At 34.0% G+C, this 17,560-nt stretch carries 17 protein-coding genes; all 17 read right to left on the bottom strand.

The window, feature by feature from the left end:
- Position 1 precedes the first annotated feature (1 nt).
- Positions 2–604, bottom strand: a complete 603-nt coding sequence (locus ACH2BV_RS13205) for a sugar transferase (protein ID WP_395051209.1) — start codon at positions 602–604, stop codon at positions 2–4.
- Positions 597–1,805 carry a glycosyltransferase family 4 protein gene (locus ACH2BV_RS13200; RefSeq protein ID WP_395051207.1) on the bottom strand — a complete coding sequence of 403 codons (1,209 nt, stop codon included), beginning with the start codon at positions 1,803–1,805 and terminating at the stop codon, positions 597–599. The genes ACH2BV_RS13205 and ACH2BV_RS13200 overlap by 8 nt, the downstream gene beginning before the upstream one ends.
- An 11-nt stretch (positions 1,806–1,816) precedes the next feature.
- Entirely contained in the window at positions 1,817–2,956 is a 1,140-nt protein-coding gene (wecB, locus tag ACH2BV_RS13195) for a non-hydrolyzing UDP-N-acetylglucosamine 2-epimerase (RefSeq protein ID WP_395051206.1), read from the bottom strand.
- The gene (locus tag ACH2BV_RS13190) at positions 2,943–3,752 is read right to left on the bottom strand and encodes an O-antigen ligase family protein (RefSeq protein ID WP_395051205.1); all 810 of its coding nucleotides are present in this window, start codon (positions 3,750–3,752) and stop codon (positions 2,943–2,945) included. The genes wecB and ACH2BV_RS13190 overlap by 14 nt, the downstream gene beginning before the upstream one ends.
- 404 nt (positions 3,753–4,156) lie before the next feature.
- Positions 4,157–5,275 carry an NAD-dependent epimerase/dehydratase family protein gene (locus ACH2BV_RS13185; RefSeq protein WP_395051204.1) on the bottom strand — a complete coding sequence of 373 codons (1,119 nt, stop codon included), beginning with the start codon at positions 5,273–5,275 and terminating at the stop codon, positions 4,157–4,159.
- A 56-nt stretch (positions 5,276–5,331) separates the two neighbouring features.
- Entirely contained in the window at positions 5,332–5,745 is a 414-nt protein-coding gene (locus tag ACH2BV_RS13180) for a WxcM-like domain-containing protein (RefSeq protein WP_395051202.1), read from the bottom strand.
- Between the two features lie 61 nt (positions 5,746–5,806).
- Complete coding sequence (locus ACH2BV_RS13175; protein WP_395051201.1) at positions 5,807–6,841, bottom strand: polysaccharide biosynthesis protein; 1,035 nt, start codon at positions 6,839–6,841, stop codon at positions 5,807–5,809.
- A 98-nt stretch (positions 6,842–6,939) separates the two neighbouring features.
- Positions 6,940–7,701 carry an AglZ/HisF2 family acetamidino modification protein gene (locus ACH2BV_RS13170; protein WP_395051200.1) on the bottom strand — a complete coding sequence of 254 codons (762 nt, stop codon included), beginning with the start codon at positions 7,699–7,701 and terminating at the stop codon, positions 6,940–6,942.
- Between the two features lie 2 nt (positions 7,702–7,703).
- On the bottom strand, positions 7,704–8,318 hold the full coding sequence (gene hisH / locus ACH2BV_RS13165; protein WP_395051199.1) for an imidazole glycerol phosphate synthase subunit HisH: 615 nt from the start codon (positions 8,316–8,318) through the stop codon (positions 7,704–7,706).
- Positions 8,315–9,460: an N-acetyl sugar amidotransferase gene (locus ACH2BV_RS13160; protein WP_395051198.1), complete on the bottom strand. Its 1,146-nt coding sequence runs from the start codon at positions 9,458–9,460 to the stop codon at positions 8,315–8,317. The genes hisH and ACH2BV_RS13160 overlap by 4 nt, the downstream gene beginning before the upstream one ends.
- 9 nt (positions 9,461–9,469) lie before the next feature.
- On the bottom strand, positions 9,470–10,396 hold the full coding sequence (locus tag ACH2BV_RS13155) for a hypothetical protein (RefSeq protein WP_395051197.1): 927 nt from the start codon (positions 10,394–10,396) through the stop codon (positions 9,470–9,472).
- Between the two features lie 3 nt (positions 10,397–10,399).
- Positions 10,400–11,020 carry a CatB-related O-acetyltransferase gene (locus ACH2BV_RS13150; RefSeq protein ID WP_395051196.1) on the bottom strand — a complete coding sequence of 207 codons (621 nt, stop codon included), beginning with the start codon at positions 11,018–11,020 and terminating at the stop codon, positions 10,400–10,402.
- 28 nt (positions 11,021–11,048) lie between these two features.
- Positions 11,049–12,194 (bottom strand): glycosyltransferase family 4 protein, encoded by a 1,146-nt coding sequence (locus ACH2BV_RS13145; protein ID WP_395051195.1) that lies wholly within the window; start codon positions 12,192–12,194, stop codon positions 11,049–11,051.
- Between the two features lie 149 nt (positions 12,195–12,343).
- Complete coding sequence (locus tag ACH2BV_RS13140; RefSeq protein WP_395051194.1) at positions 12,344–13,135, bottom strand: O-antigen ligase family protein; 792 nt, start codon at positions 13,133–13,135, stop codon at positions 12,344–12,346.
- Positions 13,136–13,645: 510 nt separating this feature from the next.
- A complete protein-coding gene (locus ACH2BV_RS13135) occupies positions 13,646–14,896 on the bottom strand; it encodes a lipopolysaccharide biosynthesis protein (protein ID WP_395051192.1) in 1,251 nt (416 codons plus the stop codon).
- Positions 14,897–14,984: 88 nt separating this feature from the next.
- Entirely contained in the window at positions 14,985–16,052 is a 1,068-nt protein-coding gene (locus ACH2BV_RS13130) for a Wzz/FepE/Etk N-terminal domain-containing protein (RefSeq protein ID WP_395051191.1), read from the bottom strand.
- A gap of 215 nt (positions 16,053–16,267) precedes the next feature.
- The coding region (locus ACH2BV_RS13125) for an SLBB domain-containing protein (protein ID WP_395051189.1) at positions 16,268–17,560 on the bottom strand (1,293 nt) is incomplete at its 5' end.

Raw genomic sequence — 17,560 nt, 5'->3', positions numbered from 1 at the left:
TTTAATTTCCTTTAAATGCTTCAGTGGTCAATGAATTACTGGAATTAATTCCTTCACTGATAAATACCTTTTTTATGGTCAAAAAGAATATCTTAAGATCTAATTCAAAACAAATATGATCTACATACCAAACATCATATTCAAATTTTTGTTCCCAACTAATGGCATTCCTGCCGTTAATCTGTGCCCATCCTGTTATTCCAGGCTTCACTTCATGACGACGATTCTGTGTTTCTGAATATAAAGGAAGATATTTCGGAAGCAAAGGGCGTGGCCCAATCAAACTCATTTCTCCTCTAATCACATTCAATAATTGAGGGATTTCGTCTAAAGACGTTTTGCGCACAAATTTACCGATTTTAGTCAAACGATGCCCATCAGACAATAAATTTCCTGCCGCGTCCTCTTTATCATTCATAGTTTTGAACTTGATGATTTTGAATAGTTTTCCGTTTAAACCTGGACGTAATTGAATGAAGAAAGGTCTCCCTTGGTTGGCTAAAGACAGACCCACTGTTGTAAAAATAAATAGTGGACTTAAAATCATCAGCCCTATACTTGCAGTTATAAAATCTATAAATCGCTTAAAAAAAGAACTATACATTTTCTAATCTATTTTTAATGAGCTGATACGAATAATCAACTTTGAATTCTCTCTGAAGAAAATTCAAGGCGTTTTCACTCATTTGAGTATAAAGAATAGCATCGGAACTTATCTCATCAATTGCTTTTTGCATTCTTAAAATATCTCCTGATAAAACAGCATACCCGCATTTATTTTTTTTTATTTCACTTCCAATATCTGTATTCGCATCAGTGGCAGCTATCACTGGCATTTTCATTTCCAGATAAGATAATAATCGGGAGGGAAAATTAGGAATTGTAAAGTCTGAGTGTAAAAAAATCATCCCTACATCACATGCCTTTAAAACCAAATCGTATTCTTGTTTAGGCAATCCTTCGAACAAAAGGGCATTTTTAGGTTGTTGATTTTGGAACCATTTATGAATTCGAATATATTCAGTTCCAGAACCTACTATTAAAAAAAAAACGAAAGGATTTGTATTGGTGGCTATGGTTTCTATCAGAAAATCTATTCCTTGTGGTTTCCCCAGATTTCCTCCGTAAACAAATATTTTTTTATCCACTGGCAAACCATACTTTTTTTGGATGGCTCTTTTTTCTTCAGTGGTTTGAATAAATACTACTGGAGTTATGGAATTAGGATTTACTTCTACTTTTTCAGTATTGATTTCCGGATGGTGTAAAGCCAAATATTTTTTATTGGCTTCAGACATACAACCTATCACATCGGATAGTTCATACAACCTACGTTCCTTGGACAAAAACATTTTATGCAGCAAACTGCCTTCAGTTATCATTTTCATATCCACTGCATTCTGTGGAAAAATATCTTTTAACAGCAAATAGGAAAAGGCATTATCTCTTTTTTTAATATAATCAATCACTTTAGAAAAAGTAATTGGGGGAGTGGAATATAATAGTAAATCGAATTTTGTTTTTGAAAAATATTTTTTTATGGCTTGCAAATATTGGTATTCAATCGCTAAAGTTCCAATGCCTTTTTCAATGACATTTGTTTTTTGCAGATTAAAAGTCCTCACATTCAAAATAGTTAATCCCTTTTCTTTATATAGATGGGTTGGCTTTTTATCTCTGCGTTCCGAAGGACATACAATAAAAACTTCGTCTCCTTCCTCACTGAACTTTCGAAGCAAGTCGGTATAAATACCACGCTCCTCGAGACTTTTTATCTTAACCAATGTCAAAAAAAGAATTTTCATAGCAACTCCAATTAATTGAATTCACTCCAAACCACTCGTTTTACATAATCGGTATAACTCAAAATGATGCGAACCATCTTCTCTGAAACATTAGGCATCGAATAATCCGCAACAGGTCTGAAATTACGGTCTGCTCCCCTTTTTTGACTTTGTAATTGAACCAATCCCTGCATAATTCGCTCGGGATTCAAGCCTACCATCATTACAGAAGCTTCTTCCATCGCCTCGGGACGCTCATGGGCCTCGCGAATATTCAAGGCCGGAAAATTAAGAGTGGACGATTCCTCCGAAATGGTGCCGCTATCCGACAAAACTGCAAAAGATTTCATTTGCAAAGCGTTGTAATCATTGAATCCCATGGGTTTCAGAAATTGAACTTCGGGACGCATTGCTATTTTCTTACTTTCAATCATATTGCGGGTGCGAGGATGGGTGCTCACAATAATTGGAAAGTGATATTTATCAGCAATCAAATTCAAGCTTTCCATTAATCCTTTGAAGTTTTTTTCGCTATTGATATTTTCCTCGCGATGCGCTGAAACTACAAAATATTTATTTTCTTCCAAATTCAATTGATTCAGAATATCCGAAGCATTAATTTGTGGCAAATAATGATTCAAAACCTCAAACATTGGGGAACCCGTTTTGATAATTCGGTCAGCAGGCAAACCTTCTCGTAATAAATATTCACGTGCAATAGTACTATAGGTCAAATTAATATCAGAAATATGATCTACGATTTTGCGATTGGTTTCCTCCGGAACACGCTGGTCAAAACAACGATTTCCTGCTTCCATATGAAAGATGGGAATGTGCCTTTTTTTAGCCGGAATGGCGCACAGACAGCTGTTCGTATCACCCAAAACCATAAAAGCATCCGGTTTTTCGCTCTCTAACAAAGAATCTATTTTGATTAGAATCTGCCCAATGGTTTCCGTGGCAGATTTACCAGCCGCATCTAAGAAAAAATCAGGTTTACGAATTCCTAAATCATCAAAAAAGATCTGATTTAATTCATAATCATAATTCTGTCCGGTGTGAACTATAATGTGCTCAATGGCATCCGAAGCATCTAATGCCGCCATTACTCTTGATAATCGTATGATTTCAGGTCTTGTACCGACCACTGTCATTAGTTTAAGTTTTTTCATTGTATGTTTTTAATGATATCCCAATTATAACACTGCTAAAATACCAAAATTCAGGATTGGAATAAATATTATTTGAGGTTTGAGTCAGAATAAAATATTGCAGCCATAAACCAAACAAAGGAAGAATAAAAAAATTGGAACGGGTTAGGTTTAAAAACGACCGGCAGTTTTTTAATAAAGTATAAAAAATCAGGCCAAAAAGCAGTAGTAATAAAAGACCCCCAGCCATTCCTAATTCTAAAAAAATGTTGTGAGGATACATGCCGTCTTCATACATCACTCTTCCTCCTATTAAAACATTGTCTTTAAAAATGGAAATAGCCCTTTCTATATAGGGCGCTCTTCCGGAAGCATTACCTTCAAATATCCCTGAATAATTTCTTTCTATAAAGGCATTTTCAACTTGCAAAACTTGTTTTGATACATAAATTAGAAGCAAAAACAATAACAACATCAAGACAAAAGTGTAAATGTATTTTATTTTTTTCTTTAGTACCATAAAATAAAGCCCAACAATAAATAATGCTAAAATTGGACTTCGGGCAGCTGAGGTGTAGACAGCAAATAAACCCAAAAATAGCCCTATGATAAGCACTTTTTTATTTATATATAATTCAACGGTTCCAAATAATAATAAATAAAGCGATAAAATAACTAATGAAACTCCAAAATGTCCGGATGAGATATAGTAAACGGAGAATATACCGTTTATGTTATTGAATTGATTTAAATAAAATACAGTGTATATTAAATTTAGGGCTAGCATTACAAAAAGAATCCAGAAAATAGACTTCATTAAATATTTAAAATCCACCTTAGAATAATCAATCGATAATAATGCTAAACAGGGAACTAAATTGATAATGAATATCCGCAGGTAAACTTCATATTCCTGATTTAAATAAGATGGAAAATACTTGTCGTTGTGGAAAGAGTATATCGTTTTAATGAAATAAAATATCCAAAAAACGCTAAAAATGAATGCGGTTTTTAAATCAATTTTTCTAAAATAGCAGTTTTTGAAAAGTATATAAACAGAAAAAAAAAACACTAAAAGTCGATAAGGGACAGAAAAATAGCGACTTTCCATTTGAAAAATACTGGAAAGAGAAGAAACAATTACATAACCTACCAATAGGAATATAATAAAATAGATTTCTTTCTTCGTATGGCTAGTGTTTAGCACTTTAGTATTCATAGTCATACGTTTTCAAAATAAGTATCAGGGTCATTTGGATCATAAAATTCATTAATCCAAAAATTAGTATACAATACCTCTTCGCCAATGTTCTTGATGTTGTGTGTGTACCAAATAGGCATATCAACATAAGCGGGTTCCTTGCCATCGAGATAAAAATTCAAAACCTCGTCAGTCCCGATTCGTCGCAATTGAATTAAAGCTTTTCCTTTAATCACGGCAAAACGTTCAATTTTTCGCGTATGATAATGATTTCCTCGAGTTATGCCCGGAACAGTGGTTGAAAAAGATACCTGACCACCAATTCCCAAACGAATTACCTCTACAAAGGAACCTCTCGGATCGGTATGTTGTGTGTATTTTACCGGAAAATGGTTGGCAATATCCATATAACAACGAAATGTGTTGAATAAATTTAATTCGAAGGTATTGTGGAGCGTCGGAATGATCCCTTTGTCAAAATAGGCTTTTTTATACGATTCTAAAAAATGCAATATTTCAGAAACTTTGGATTCCGAAGTATAAGGAATTACAAACTCATCATTCCCTTTTCCGCTTCTGATTTCCGACAATATTTCGGCGACCAATTCACCAACATAAATTAACTTAACAGCACCATCAACTTCAATCACAGGAGTTTCATTATGTGATAATTTATGACAAAAAGTAGCGATAAATGAATTGTAATTGGGATGGCCAAAGGGTCCGAAAACATTGGGAATAATCATTCCCGAAAATTTTCCGCCAGATGCTTTTGCCCAATTAATCAACAATTTCCTTCCTTCTTTTTTGGATTTACCATAAAGATTGTCTCTCTCTTCTTGAGAGGAAGAAGAAAATAAAATATGAGCTTTAGAGTGGGTTTGCTCCAAGGATTGAATCAGTTTAGTGACTAATCCAATATTCGTATCATACAGCACTTGGGGATCATTATGCCGATTCATGGCGGCCAAATGAACAATAATATCGCATTGAGCCACAAATTCGAGGAGTTGACTTTCATCTTTGAAATAATCATCTTCAAAAGCGACCCTTTCAAATTCCTCCGGAAATAATCCTAAAGTATGGTATAAATGTGTCCCGACAAACCCTGCCTGACCTGTAATTCCTATTTTTATCATTGTCATTAATGGTGGGTGATGTCAAAAACTAATCACCAATTACTATTTACTAATCACTACTTAAAATAATCTCCTTCAAATCGATATTCATCATTTACTTCCCCAAGCAGATAATCTGCCATTACAAGTAATTTAGAACCTTCTTCCAATGATTGAATACTGCTTACATACCCTTGTGGCACCATAATCATATCCAGTTTTTTGGCATCAAGAAGAAAGGTGTGCCGTTCCGAATTTTTTGAAGGCTTGTTCCAATCATCAATGGCAATCAACTGAATTTTAAAGGATCCCTGCACTGCCGAAAACCATCTTTGTTCTATTTTATGTCCTTGCCAGGCTCTAACGAAATTAACATGCTGGTTCTCGATTACATATATTCTTTTGATTGCTGAGGCATCAAAATCATTATTATAAAACAAAGTTCCTCTAGAATCAGTACGACAATCCCCTTTTATTATTTTTGGAATCATATAATTTTATGATTGATCATTAATTCCTACTCTCAAAAAACCGATAACCCATAACAGATTCCTAACCCGGCATCTGAGCCACATCTTCTCCAAAAATTGCTGCCCTGATTAGTGGTAATTTGACCAATAATTTTTTCATTCCTTCCACCCCCAATTGCTTCGTATTATGAGAATGATAATCCTCAACCACAGAAACATTCTGTTCCCCTTCTGAGAAATATCGGGCATAATTCAAATCGCGATTGTCTGCGGGAATTCTAAAAAATTCTCCCATATCTTCGGCTTTTACCATCTCCTCCCGGGTACACAAAGTCTCATAGAGTTTTTCGCCGTGACGGGTCCCGATAATCTTGATTTCATTAGTGGCATTACACAATTCTTTAAGAGCCTGAGCCAAATCACCAATGGTTCCTGCTGGAGCTTTATTGACAAACAAATCACCGGAATTGCCGTTTTCAAAAGCAAACAACACCAACTCAACCGCCTCATCCAAAGACATCATAAAACGAGTCATATTGGGATCCGTAATCGTGAGTGTTTCTCCACTTTGTATTTGTTTTAAAAACAACGGAATCACAGAACCTCTTGAAGCCATCACGTTGCCATAACGTGTCAGGCAAACCGTTGTGTCTGTCAGATTTCTCGAGGCTGCCACCGCTACTTTTTCCATCAATGCCTTAGAAATTCCCATGGCATTGATGGGATAAGCCGCCTTATCGGTGCTCAGACAAATTACTTTCTTCACCTTATTGGCTCCGGCGGCATCAATTACGTTTTGGGTACCAAAGACGTTGGTTTTAGTCGCTTCCAAAGGAAAAAATTCACAAGAAGGAACTTGTTTCAAAGCAGCCGCATGAAATACATAATCTACGCCACGCATCGCCCGTTCCACGCTGTTATAATCCCGGACATCTCCAATATAAAATTTGAGTTTGTCATTTTTAAGCTGATTGCGCATATCATCCTGTTTCTTCTCATCACGGGAAAAAATACGAATTTCACTGAAGTGATCCGTATGCAGAAAACGATGCAATACTGCGTTCCCAAAAGAACCGGTACCGCCGGTAATCAGGAGTATTTTATTTTTAAATTTCATTTATGTAAAATTTATTTGTTATCGGTCATATAGGGTATCGCCTTTTATTTGTTGGTGTTTGATTACACAAACTTTTTGTTAATGGCGATTTCATAAATTTATTTATATAATTCTTCTTTCTCTTTTTGGGTTGGATAATTAATAAGGACTGCTTTGTAAACCCCTTTAAAAACAAAAAGACTCCCTGCGGCAACACCAATAATTCCGTGACGTTCTATCACTTTTTTGATGTCCTGTAACGATCCTGCACCACCCAGAACCGTAATGGGTATGGATAATTTCTCACTTACTTTATCAATCAGATTCAAATCATATCCTTTCATCACACCATCCTGATCAATTGAATTGATGATGATTTCACCAGCACCTAGTTTTTCAACTTTCACTGCAAATTCCACTGGATTGATCCCGCTTGCTTTTTTACCATTGTGGGTGTATATCTCGTACCCTCCCAGCATTTTCTTCTTGACATCCATGACCACAATAACGCTCTGTGACCCTACTCGGTCTGCAATTTGAGTAATTAAATCCGGGTTTTCAATTACGGCAGCACTCAATGCGATTTTCTCAATTCCCAATCCGAAGATTTTTTGGGCCTGTTCTACCGTTTTTACCCCTCCGCCATAACAAAGCGGCATTCTGGATTGGTTGGCTAATTTTTTAATCAAGGCATAATCTGGTTCTTTTCCTAAAACGGTGGCATCAATATCAAATACGGCCAATTCATCCACTGCTTTTTCATTAAATATTTTAACCGCATTAATGGGATCCCCAACATATTTAGGATTCTTAAAATTAACCGTTTTTACCAGTCCGTTTTCGTGTACCAAAAGACTGGGTATAATTCTGGGTCTAAGCATAATTAGAGTTTAGCAAAATTATGTAATAGTTGTTCTCCATACTGATGGCTTTTTTCCGGATGAAATTGAATGCCAAATATATTTTCATGATGCGTGGCAGAAGTGAACAGCAGACCATACTCAGATTGGGCTAGAATATCTTCTTTGTTATGGCATTCAAAATAGTAGGAATGTAAAAAGTAAAAGAGAGCATCCTGCTCTAATCCTTCAAAAAGGGGATGGTTGTTTTTTGGATATACATCATTCCAACCCATATGGGGTAATTTCGTCCTTTGATGAATGGTGGACTCGTCAAATTTTCTGATAGTGGCATCCAGCCATTTCAAACCTTCCAAATGTCCTTCGTCACTTTGGTGCCCCATCATTTGCATCCCGACACAGATACCAATAACTGGAACTTTTTGAATCAATACCAATTCATCCAGCCTTTCTCTCATTCCGGAATCGTTCAGTTGGGCCATGGCATAATCAAAGGCGCCAACACCAGGTAGGATGAGCTTCTCAGCCTCATGCAAATCTTCAACCGATTTTGCGATTTTAGTTGGAATATCCAGCCTTTTATATACATTTTGAAACGCCGAAATATTACCTACCCCATAATCTATTATTGTAATCATCTGAATAATCTTTTTTCTAAACCTAGTCTTCTCATAACCTGAGAACCAAATCCTATAAGAGTTCTTTTGTTTTTATAATCATTAAAAGTCTTGTTTTCCCCTTCAAACAATTTTTGAAATTCCTCCACAGTAAGATCTAATTTGTGAGCAACATATTCAAATTCTTTTTCTAAAAATTTCTGCTCTAGTTCCGGTTTTGAAATTCTTTCCAAAGCTTCTTCTCTTGTCATTTGCCCCGTCAAAATTAAACTCGAAAAATGGGCTCTTCTCTTTTCATAGCCAAACTTTCTGGGCATCCAGAAATCTTCATAAAATCTTGTGAATCTGGACTCGTGATGCTTATGCTGAAATTTTTCCCAGCCAAATTTTTCTTCTAATAATTTTTCTACATCTTTTTTGATATAAGGAACGAGATTCAATGGCTTAAATATTTTCATGCCAAGAACATATTTGTAATAAATTTTATAACTTAAGATGTCTACAATAGGAAAAGATTTTAGTTCCTTTTTGCCAAATTTATGGTGAATATCCATAATTAAAGTTTTGTCTATTCCCGGATAGGCACCCCATTCTTCTGGTTCTCTGCAACATTCAGTCGAAAAATTGGCTCCCGTTAGCACATATTTTATTTTATATTTTTTAGCAAATTTATATAGGCCCGAAAAAAAAGCAATATCTTGAGGCATGTCCTGATCGGCAATTTGTGATTTGAAAAAAGCCAGTTGCAAATCTTTCATTTCTTCCCAGTTGATAACTTCAGTATATAAATCCAAGCCCAGACCATTAACCAACTTTTCAATGTTTCCAACCGCTTTATCGGTATTCCATCCTGCATCAACATGAAAAATCAAGGGTCGTAAACCCATAATTTCTTTGGCAACATACAAAGCATATGAACTGTCTAATCCACCACTAAGTCCAATAATACAATCAAAATCTTTACCTACACCTTCTTTCTTAATTTTCTCGGCTTCAATCATTAACTCTTGGTGTCCTCTCTCATCAGTATGCCAATTCGGAAGTATGCTCTTGTGATAATTTAGATAATAATCACTTTCACCTTTTTCATTAAAAATGATATTAGGATCTGAGGTATCCATGATCGTTTTGGTGCATATTTGATAAGGTCTGCTTGTATTCATTTTTTGAAATTATTTATTGGTATCTATTATTGCTTTAATTTTTTTGGCTTTTCCTAACAAAACTTTGTCATTATAAAGTTTAAAATCTTTGTCTGTCCCTTTATATTCTTTTAAGACTGCCGGATCTTTTTGTCTAAAAGAATAATCATCAGCACCCCACCAAACGATACCATCTACTTTTTTACCCTGATAACTTGTCTTTACGATCCTTTCAATTTGGGTCAAAAATACTTTTTCAGGAAGGGAGCCTGAACCCACTTTTTTGTTACTGGGATGGTATCGGTGCCATACAAATACGATAACTGGTTTTTTATAGTATTGACCCGCTTTGATCATTTCTTTGGTATTTTCTATTACATATTTTTCATTTTCTAAAGCCAGATCTTTATCCTCATAAAAAGTATACAAGGAAGGAAAAAACACATCACATTCCTTTATCAGGGGCTCTATTTTTTTAAGTTTCCCATAAAAATCCCCAGTTCGATTCCAATAAATGGTATAAGGAATATAATAATAACCCCATTTTACATTAGGCCTCAACTTTTTAGCAAACTTGATAACATCAATATAAAGTTTCAGGCTTTTTTGGAAAGATTCTATTTGGGTACCTTTGTTCATTATGTCATTCAGGTATTCGCCCTCTAAATCAATAAAAGCAATTCCTTTGTCATTTGGATTAGGCACTGCTCTTTCTATTTCCTGCTTAAGCAATTTTGGATCATAACTATAAGGTTCTTTTCCAAAAAACTGTGCGTCATTTACACAAACTATTTTTGTTAAATTATTTCCTCGAATATAATTATCCATAGCCGGTCCATACTCATTTAAACTAAAATAAAGCTCTGGTTTAGCCACGGATTTTGTTATACTTTTTTTCTGTGCGTAAAGCAAGCTGCTAAGTAATAACAGGAACGCAAAAATTAAGCTTTTTCCCATAACTTATTTTTTAGATTGTAACTTACGAATTAATTCCGGAACATTATTGAAACTAGAGGCATACAATTGAATTTTTTTATCCTCCCATTCCCACCATTTTATTTTCAACAACTCGGCTGCAACATCATTTTCAAATCTTTTCTTTATCAGTTTTGCTGGATTTCCGGCCCAAATTTCATAAGGAGGAATGTCTTTTGTTACTACACTTCCCATTCCGATAACTACACCATCACCAATTTTTAAATTCGATTTTATCAAAACACAATTCCCTATCCAAACATCATTCCCTATGGAAGTATGATTCTCTAGATTAAACTTATGGTAGGAAAATTTTTTAGTTAAATGATCTTTGTTTTCGTTAAACACAGGCGAGGTAGATACCCAATCAACAGTATGGCTTGCCCCGCCAATTATAATATTAGCACCTAATGAACAAAAAGCACCTATTTCGGTATTTACTATGGTGCAATCATAGCCAACATCAGAATGTTTCCCCATAGTCACATTAATTAAATGACTTCCAGAACAAACCTTTGAAGTTTTATGAATATCACAATTTTTTATGGCTCGTAAGTGAAGCTTTTTGATGATTTTTGATAGTAAATATTCTATGTATTGTATCATATACCGTTCATTTTATAAAAAAATAATTTCAACTGTTATAAGCCTTGTTAACAATGTCTAGAAATCGATTTGCCATTACCTCTGAATTGTATTTTTCACGAGCAATTTTTTGAGTATACATTTTCATTTTAGCTCGAGTTTCATTATCCCCCAGTAATTTGATTATAACTGATGCAAGGTCTTCTACATTGTTTTCAATATAATTAAAACCTGTTAATCCGTCTTCAAAAGCTGCATATTCCGGATTATGTAAATGTTTATTGCCATTGGTGATTAGAGGCAGACCATATCCGAAAGCATGTAAAAGACTAAGTCCTACTGCTGCAGGATGAATGAATAACTCTGAAGACAAAAACCAGGGTGTGAGTTCTGATTCAATATATACTTCTCCAACAAATCGTACATTCTTCATTAAACCCTTCTCGGCCACTAAGTCCACTAATTTTTCTTCTTCAACCCCTTTGCCAATTACACACCAAATAAGGTTTGGATATTTTTCTAGCATTAAGGGTAAAGCCTGTATTATCAATTCGTATTTGTTTTTTGGATCCAAACGGGAACAGGACAACACCAAGATAGAATCTGCCAATCCATTTGTTTCACGCCAGTTTTCAAGTCTTTCTTTATTCCATTCCAAGATAGCAGCATCAATTTTTCTTTGGTTTAATCCATTATTCATTCCTACAATATACTGGTTTTTGAACCCTTTTGAGCGGAGGAAATCCACTTCAGCATCGGTATAAACATAAATGAATTTGAAGATTCGAGACCAAAAAAGTCTCAAATTTTCAGTTGGAGCAAACCCTCTAAAGGAATGAGCCATAGTCCATAAGACCACTTTTTTTCTAAACAGCCTTAAAAATGTGGCAAGCACAAAATGAGAAACCTGACGAGGGTTTCCATCTACAACCACTACATCATATTTTGTGACTATTTCTTTAAATGGCAAAAATTGCCATCCTATTTGTTCTCTATTAGCACAAATAAATTTTACCACTTTAACATTATTAGGATACTGGTCGTGAATTAAATTCAAATTCATTCCCGGAATTTTATTTTGCGTATAAATGGTAACTTCCACATCCTTATTTTCAAAAATAATATCATAAAATCCTCCTCGATAGCTGGGCATGATATTTAATATTATGGCAATTTTCAAAGGTTTTGGGCTCATATAAAGTTGCATTTTTTTTCTCAGACTTGCAATCTGATTTTTATTCAAGTTATAACAACAAATTAGGATTGATTCATTATTAGCTATTCAATTTGATTGTAGCTTAATATTAATCTAACCATCTCTATCTAACATCCCATTTTGGTCAATTACAACTTGCCTTCCTGTAAGTGTTTGTCATCCATTACAGTCGTACCAATTGCTACATTTGTTGTTTTACAATTATAATTTAAAATAATGGTCGCAACAGATAGCCAGCCACAACTTATCCTCCAAGCCTCAAAAGCGCCACTTTTCATATCCTGAAAAAATAAGTACAGTACCACTAATAAAAAGGGAACGTACTCCACAGGAATTTTTTTAATAAAAACCATTCTTAAAAAAATTAAAAAGATGGATAGGTATAGAAAAAATCCTATTAGTCCAAATTCAGCTAAAACCTCAACAAATAAATTATGGGGATACAAAACAATATCCTGTCCTGAAATCAACATACCTGTAGCTCCTATTCCGTTTCCAAAAATAGGTTTATCCATAAATCCCCCAATACATTTTCCAATAAACAGGATTCTGTCATTGACTGATTCATCACTGCCGTAATTTTTAAAAAGATTTAATCTTTCAAAATCTATAAAAGTTAAATCGAAATAAACATATATAAATGCAATAAATAAAAATAAAAATAGGTATTTAACATATCCAGACAACACGAAATTTTTCTTCGTCAAAAATACATTAATCATTATTATCAACATTAAAGCTAACAGTGGCCCTCTGCCGCCAAGAATAATCAGGAAATAAAAAATAATTATTTTAAAGATTACAGAAAAAATTGATTTATTATTTAGTAATAAAATAAATGAAATGGCTATAAATGCACCAAAATCAAGATACGTTGGTAAAGTGGTGAAAAATAAATTTAACTGATCCTCATCTGACATTTTGACTAAGTTAAACAAGTCATTGTATAATAAAAAACTTAAAAATCCAATTACCAAAAGAGCTAAAGACGTTAGTACTTTAATAATAGGCTTATAATATTGAATTTTAATTGAAGTAATGGGAAAAGTAAAGGCTACAATATTTAGTAAAAACCCTCTGATTTTTATTAAAGCATACACTTGTGACTCAGAATAAAAAAAAGTCAGTATATACAGAATTGAAAAAGTATAAAAAAATAAATACAAATAACCAATATTTATATTATACAACTTAACCCTTTCACTCTTAATGTCATATAAAATAAAGACAAAGGTGAAAAATCCAAAAAATAAGGTAAAATCTACTGGAAATGGAATCCATTTTATTAATCCGGAATATAAAAATATAAAATAAGTAAATAATTTTATATAAATATAAAATGAAGATATAGGTTTATCCATAATTTAACATAGTATAAAACGCTCCATAATTTAAGGATAATATTGGTATTATCTTATATGCTCACAAGGCTAAGAACCAATAGCTGCTCGATATTGTAATAATGAATTAAATATATAATAGATACAATACACAAAAACCATAATAATAATCCCTAACATATTATCTTTATAATGAAGTCCTATCAAAATGGAAAGTATCGTAAAAACGGTCCTCAAAAATTGCAATACCATCTCTTGTTTTTGGCTTTTATTTAAAAATATTGTAAAAGATAAAGGGGTGGAAACAAATTGAAAAAAAATCAGAAATGAAAAATATTTTGCTATCTCACCTGCGGTTTTCCATTCAGGTCCAAAAACAAAGACAAATAAATATTCACTGAAAAAAAACAAAACCAGAAATGGCATAAGCCCAATCACAAAAAGTGTTTTGAAAGTTTTAATAAATAGTGCTTTACAATTTCCAAATTCAAGATAGTGCTCGTTTGCCTTTTGACGGTATACTTCTCCAATAGAATTTCCAACTAATCCTAATGGCAAATAGGTGACCCTAAAAACCAAGGCATAGAAACCTGTAAAAACACTTCCGTAAAAAACGCTCATTAATATTAAAAAAACATTACTGCTTATTTCACTCAAAATTGTTGATGGGAGAAAGAATCTTGGATATTCTTTATACTTTCTTATGACTAATCTTGCTCTCTTTTTATTAAAAATAAAATTGTCTTTTAGTATCTTCTTAAATAATAATGTAATCATTACAAATTGACCCAGAATATACCCCAGTAACAGACCCTGTCTAATTAAACCTATGAACCCTGATGATAAAGAAACTGCTGAATCAGTAGATTTATTTATTACTCTATTGACACTCATATCCAAAAATCGCTTCTTTTTATTTAACCAAAAAGTAATAATATAAAGTGCAGATACCAAAAAAACAGATAGGGGAACGCTGAACAACCAATACCGAATATCGTTATTATTTAGCAATGTTGCTATTCGCTCATTAAAAAAAAGGATTATTAAAAATAACAATAGGCAAAAAAACAGAGAAGAAATAAAAGAGACAACCACTAATTGTTTAGCCTCTCCGTCATTATCTGACTGAATAATAGCCGCATCATAACGCAAGGATACAATTATTCCAAACATTGAGCAGATACTAATATACAATCCTAAAAGACCAAAATCTTTAGGGCTGTAAATCCTCGTTAAAATAGGGCTGATTGCAATTGGAATCGCTTGTGAAATACCAGTTCCAGATATTAAAACGAAAATGTTTTTGGTAAATTCGCTGCTATTTCTTATTCTTTTTATCAATTGAAAATTGTATTTATGAAAAACTTATTTGGAAATTTAGCAAATTATATACCTGTTTTTAAATCCCCCAGAAGTAAGCAAATAATCATTACTTTAAGCTTTTATATTTTCTAATCCCTATTAGTGCCAATAAAGTTAAAAAACCTCCTAAAAACCCTCCTAAAATAAGTCCTTTTGTTTTGCCAAATCGTTCGACTTTCAAAGGTAAAATAGGTCGGTCTAAAACTTGAATTAAAGGTGTTTCTCTTCTAACGGTAACCTTGGCTAATTCAGTTTGTTTTACTAACTCTGTAAGTATGGCAGTATTGGCTTGTACATCAACCTGTTTTCGAGCCGAAGGAACTTTGCGAACGTTGAGTGCCGGATTCAAATTAAAGGTATTATCATTGGCTGTTGCAAGCCCTTCTATGGCACCATTCAATTCTTGCCTGATGGAGTCAGTTTGTCTGGCAAGAATTTCCATATTGGTTCGTGCTTTTTTGCTTTTGGTGGTGATATAAAAAAGACCTACCTCTCTTGCCAGATTTTCACAGAAATATTTGGAAAATAATTCGTTAGTTGAAGAAACCTCCATAGTAATAATCGAAACTTTTTTATCCTTTTGCCCAACAGACAGACTGTTTTTTGACAAATCTTCATAAATTTTTCCAAAGATACTATCTTGTACTCTTGTAAAATATTTTCTTTTGGTCCCTGGAATAAATTGAATTTTGGCGAATTTAGGTTTCTTGTCCCAGTAATTTCTCCATTTCTTGTTCTGAATATACATCTCAGCTAATGAAATTGTATCACCTTTATAAAAAACAGGCTTCATTAAAGTCTGTTCCACCATAGTCCGGGATTTAAATAACTCTAATAAATTAGAACCTTCAAAAATACTGCCGCCACTACTGCCAAGGCTAATACCAAATTGACTGGCTAAGCTTAATACGCCTCCGGATCCAGCAGATTTATCATCTTCAAGAGCAAAGCTTAGAGAGGCTGTATATACTGGTTTTTGAATTAGAGAATACCCAATTCCTAATAGACCGCCTATTACTCCCGCAATAACAATAGTCTTCCATTTAGAAAGTAAAAAATAAAACCATTCCTTTCCTTTTTCTATAAGTTCTTTTAACGAAATTTCGTCCTTTGGGTTTTGTTCACTTGTTGACATTCTGTTATCCGTTTTCGTTGTCTGTAATTAATAATCTGAGTCTGAAATCTGCCATATTCTGCTATCTGAAACCTGCTACCTGCTACCTGAAATCTGCTATCTGAAACCTGCTATCTGAAACCTGCTACCTGAAACCTGCTACCCGAAACCTGCTACCTGAAACCTGCTACCTGAAACCTACTACCTGAAATCTGCTACCTGAAATCTGCAAACTACTATTTAAATGCAGTTACAATCAATAAGGCAATACTCGTTATTATACTTCCTATACTCACCCATTCTCCTGTACTCATTTTTTTGGTATCCGGTTTCTCAGGAACTACTATTTGAGAACCTGGCAAAACCTTAGGATAGGATCTTAAAAAAAAGAATGTATTGGAAACTGCCGCCTTACCATTAGGATAAATAATATAGGCTTTTTTCTTCCATCCCTTAGCATCAGTTCCGCCAACAGCACCTAAATAATAACTAAACCCTTTACCTTTCTCATAGGGAATCTCTGAAGTCAAGAGGACACTACCCGTTACTTTTACGCTTTCATTGTAAACAGAAACTTCAATTTGATCTCCGGGAAATAAGGTAACATTGGTATTATCACTAGGGTCTTTGAGGATTTTTCTCCACTCAACAGGAATGGTTGAATATTTTAAATCTTCTTTTAATTTTTTGGTCAGCTTATTTTGAATGGAGTCCTTCTTTCCTAAATTAAGATCTACATTTTCTATATCTTCAATTTGTTTGGCCTGAATAGGGCGTTTGATTTTTACTCCATCTAAATTGGCTACCGATGTCAAACCACCCGCTCTTTGAATGACATCATATATCTTTTCCTTTTTATTGAACAAAACATATTTTCCGGAATAATTAACTGCCCCACTAACAGTTACCATCTCCGGTTTTTCCAGAACAGCCATTCTGCGGATATTGATTACATCAAAAGGTTCTAATTCAAAGTTCTTGATTTGCTCATTGCTGTCAGCTGTAATCTCCAGATTAAACAATTGTACTCTGTTTGGATTATTGTCATCTATTTCGTCTGATTTGATCATTCGGGCAACTTCCACTCTTTTGGATGCTGAACCGGTTAATCCGCCTGCCTGAACAAATAAATCATTTAGCGTCAGGTTCTCGTGATAGTCATATACTCCCGGTTTTTTAATCTCCCCGTCAATGGTGATTTTATATTCCTCCTTAAAATCTAAAATGGAATAGATTGTTACAATGTCTTCTCTTTTCAGACTGATATTAGCATCCTGATCACCTGCTAAGACCTTGGCTAAATTTACATTGGTCACTTCAGTAGTCAGGTCTGCTTGCAATCGTACAATGGTGGCCCTATTGGTATAAGCATCTTCTTTCAGCCCATCGGCTTGAGCAATCAGATCAGCAATACGCATCCCCTCATAAAAGGAATAGATATCCGGTCTGAAAACAGCCCCTTCAATTTTAATACGATTCTCAAATCGGTTTAAAATCTTAGAAACCCGATATACATCGCCGGCAAGTGG

It is taken from the genome of Flavobacterium sp. (assembly GCF_043780635.1).
In the GTDB taxonomy this organism is placed as follows: Bacteria; Bacteroidota; Bacteroidia; order Flavobacteriales; family Flavobacteriaceae; genus Flavobacterium.
Note: the sequence above shows the minus strand (reverse complement) of the source record. Positions and strands in the feature narration are given on the sequence as shown.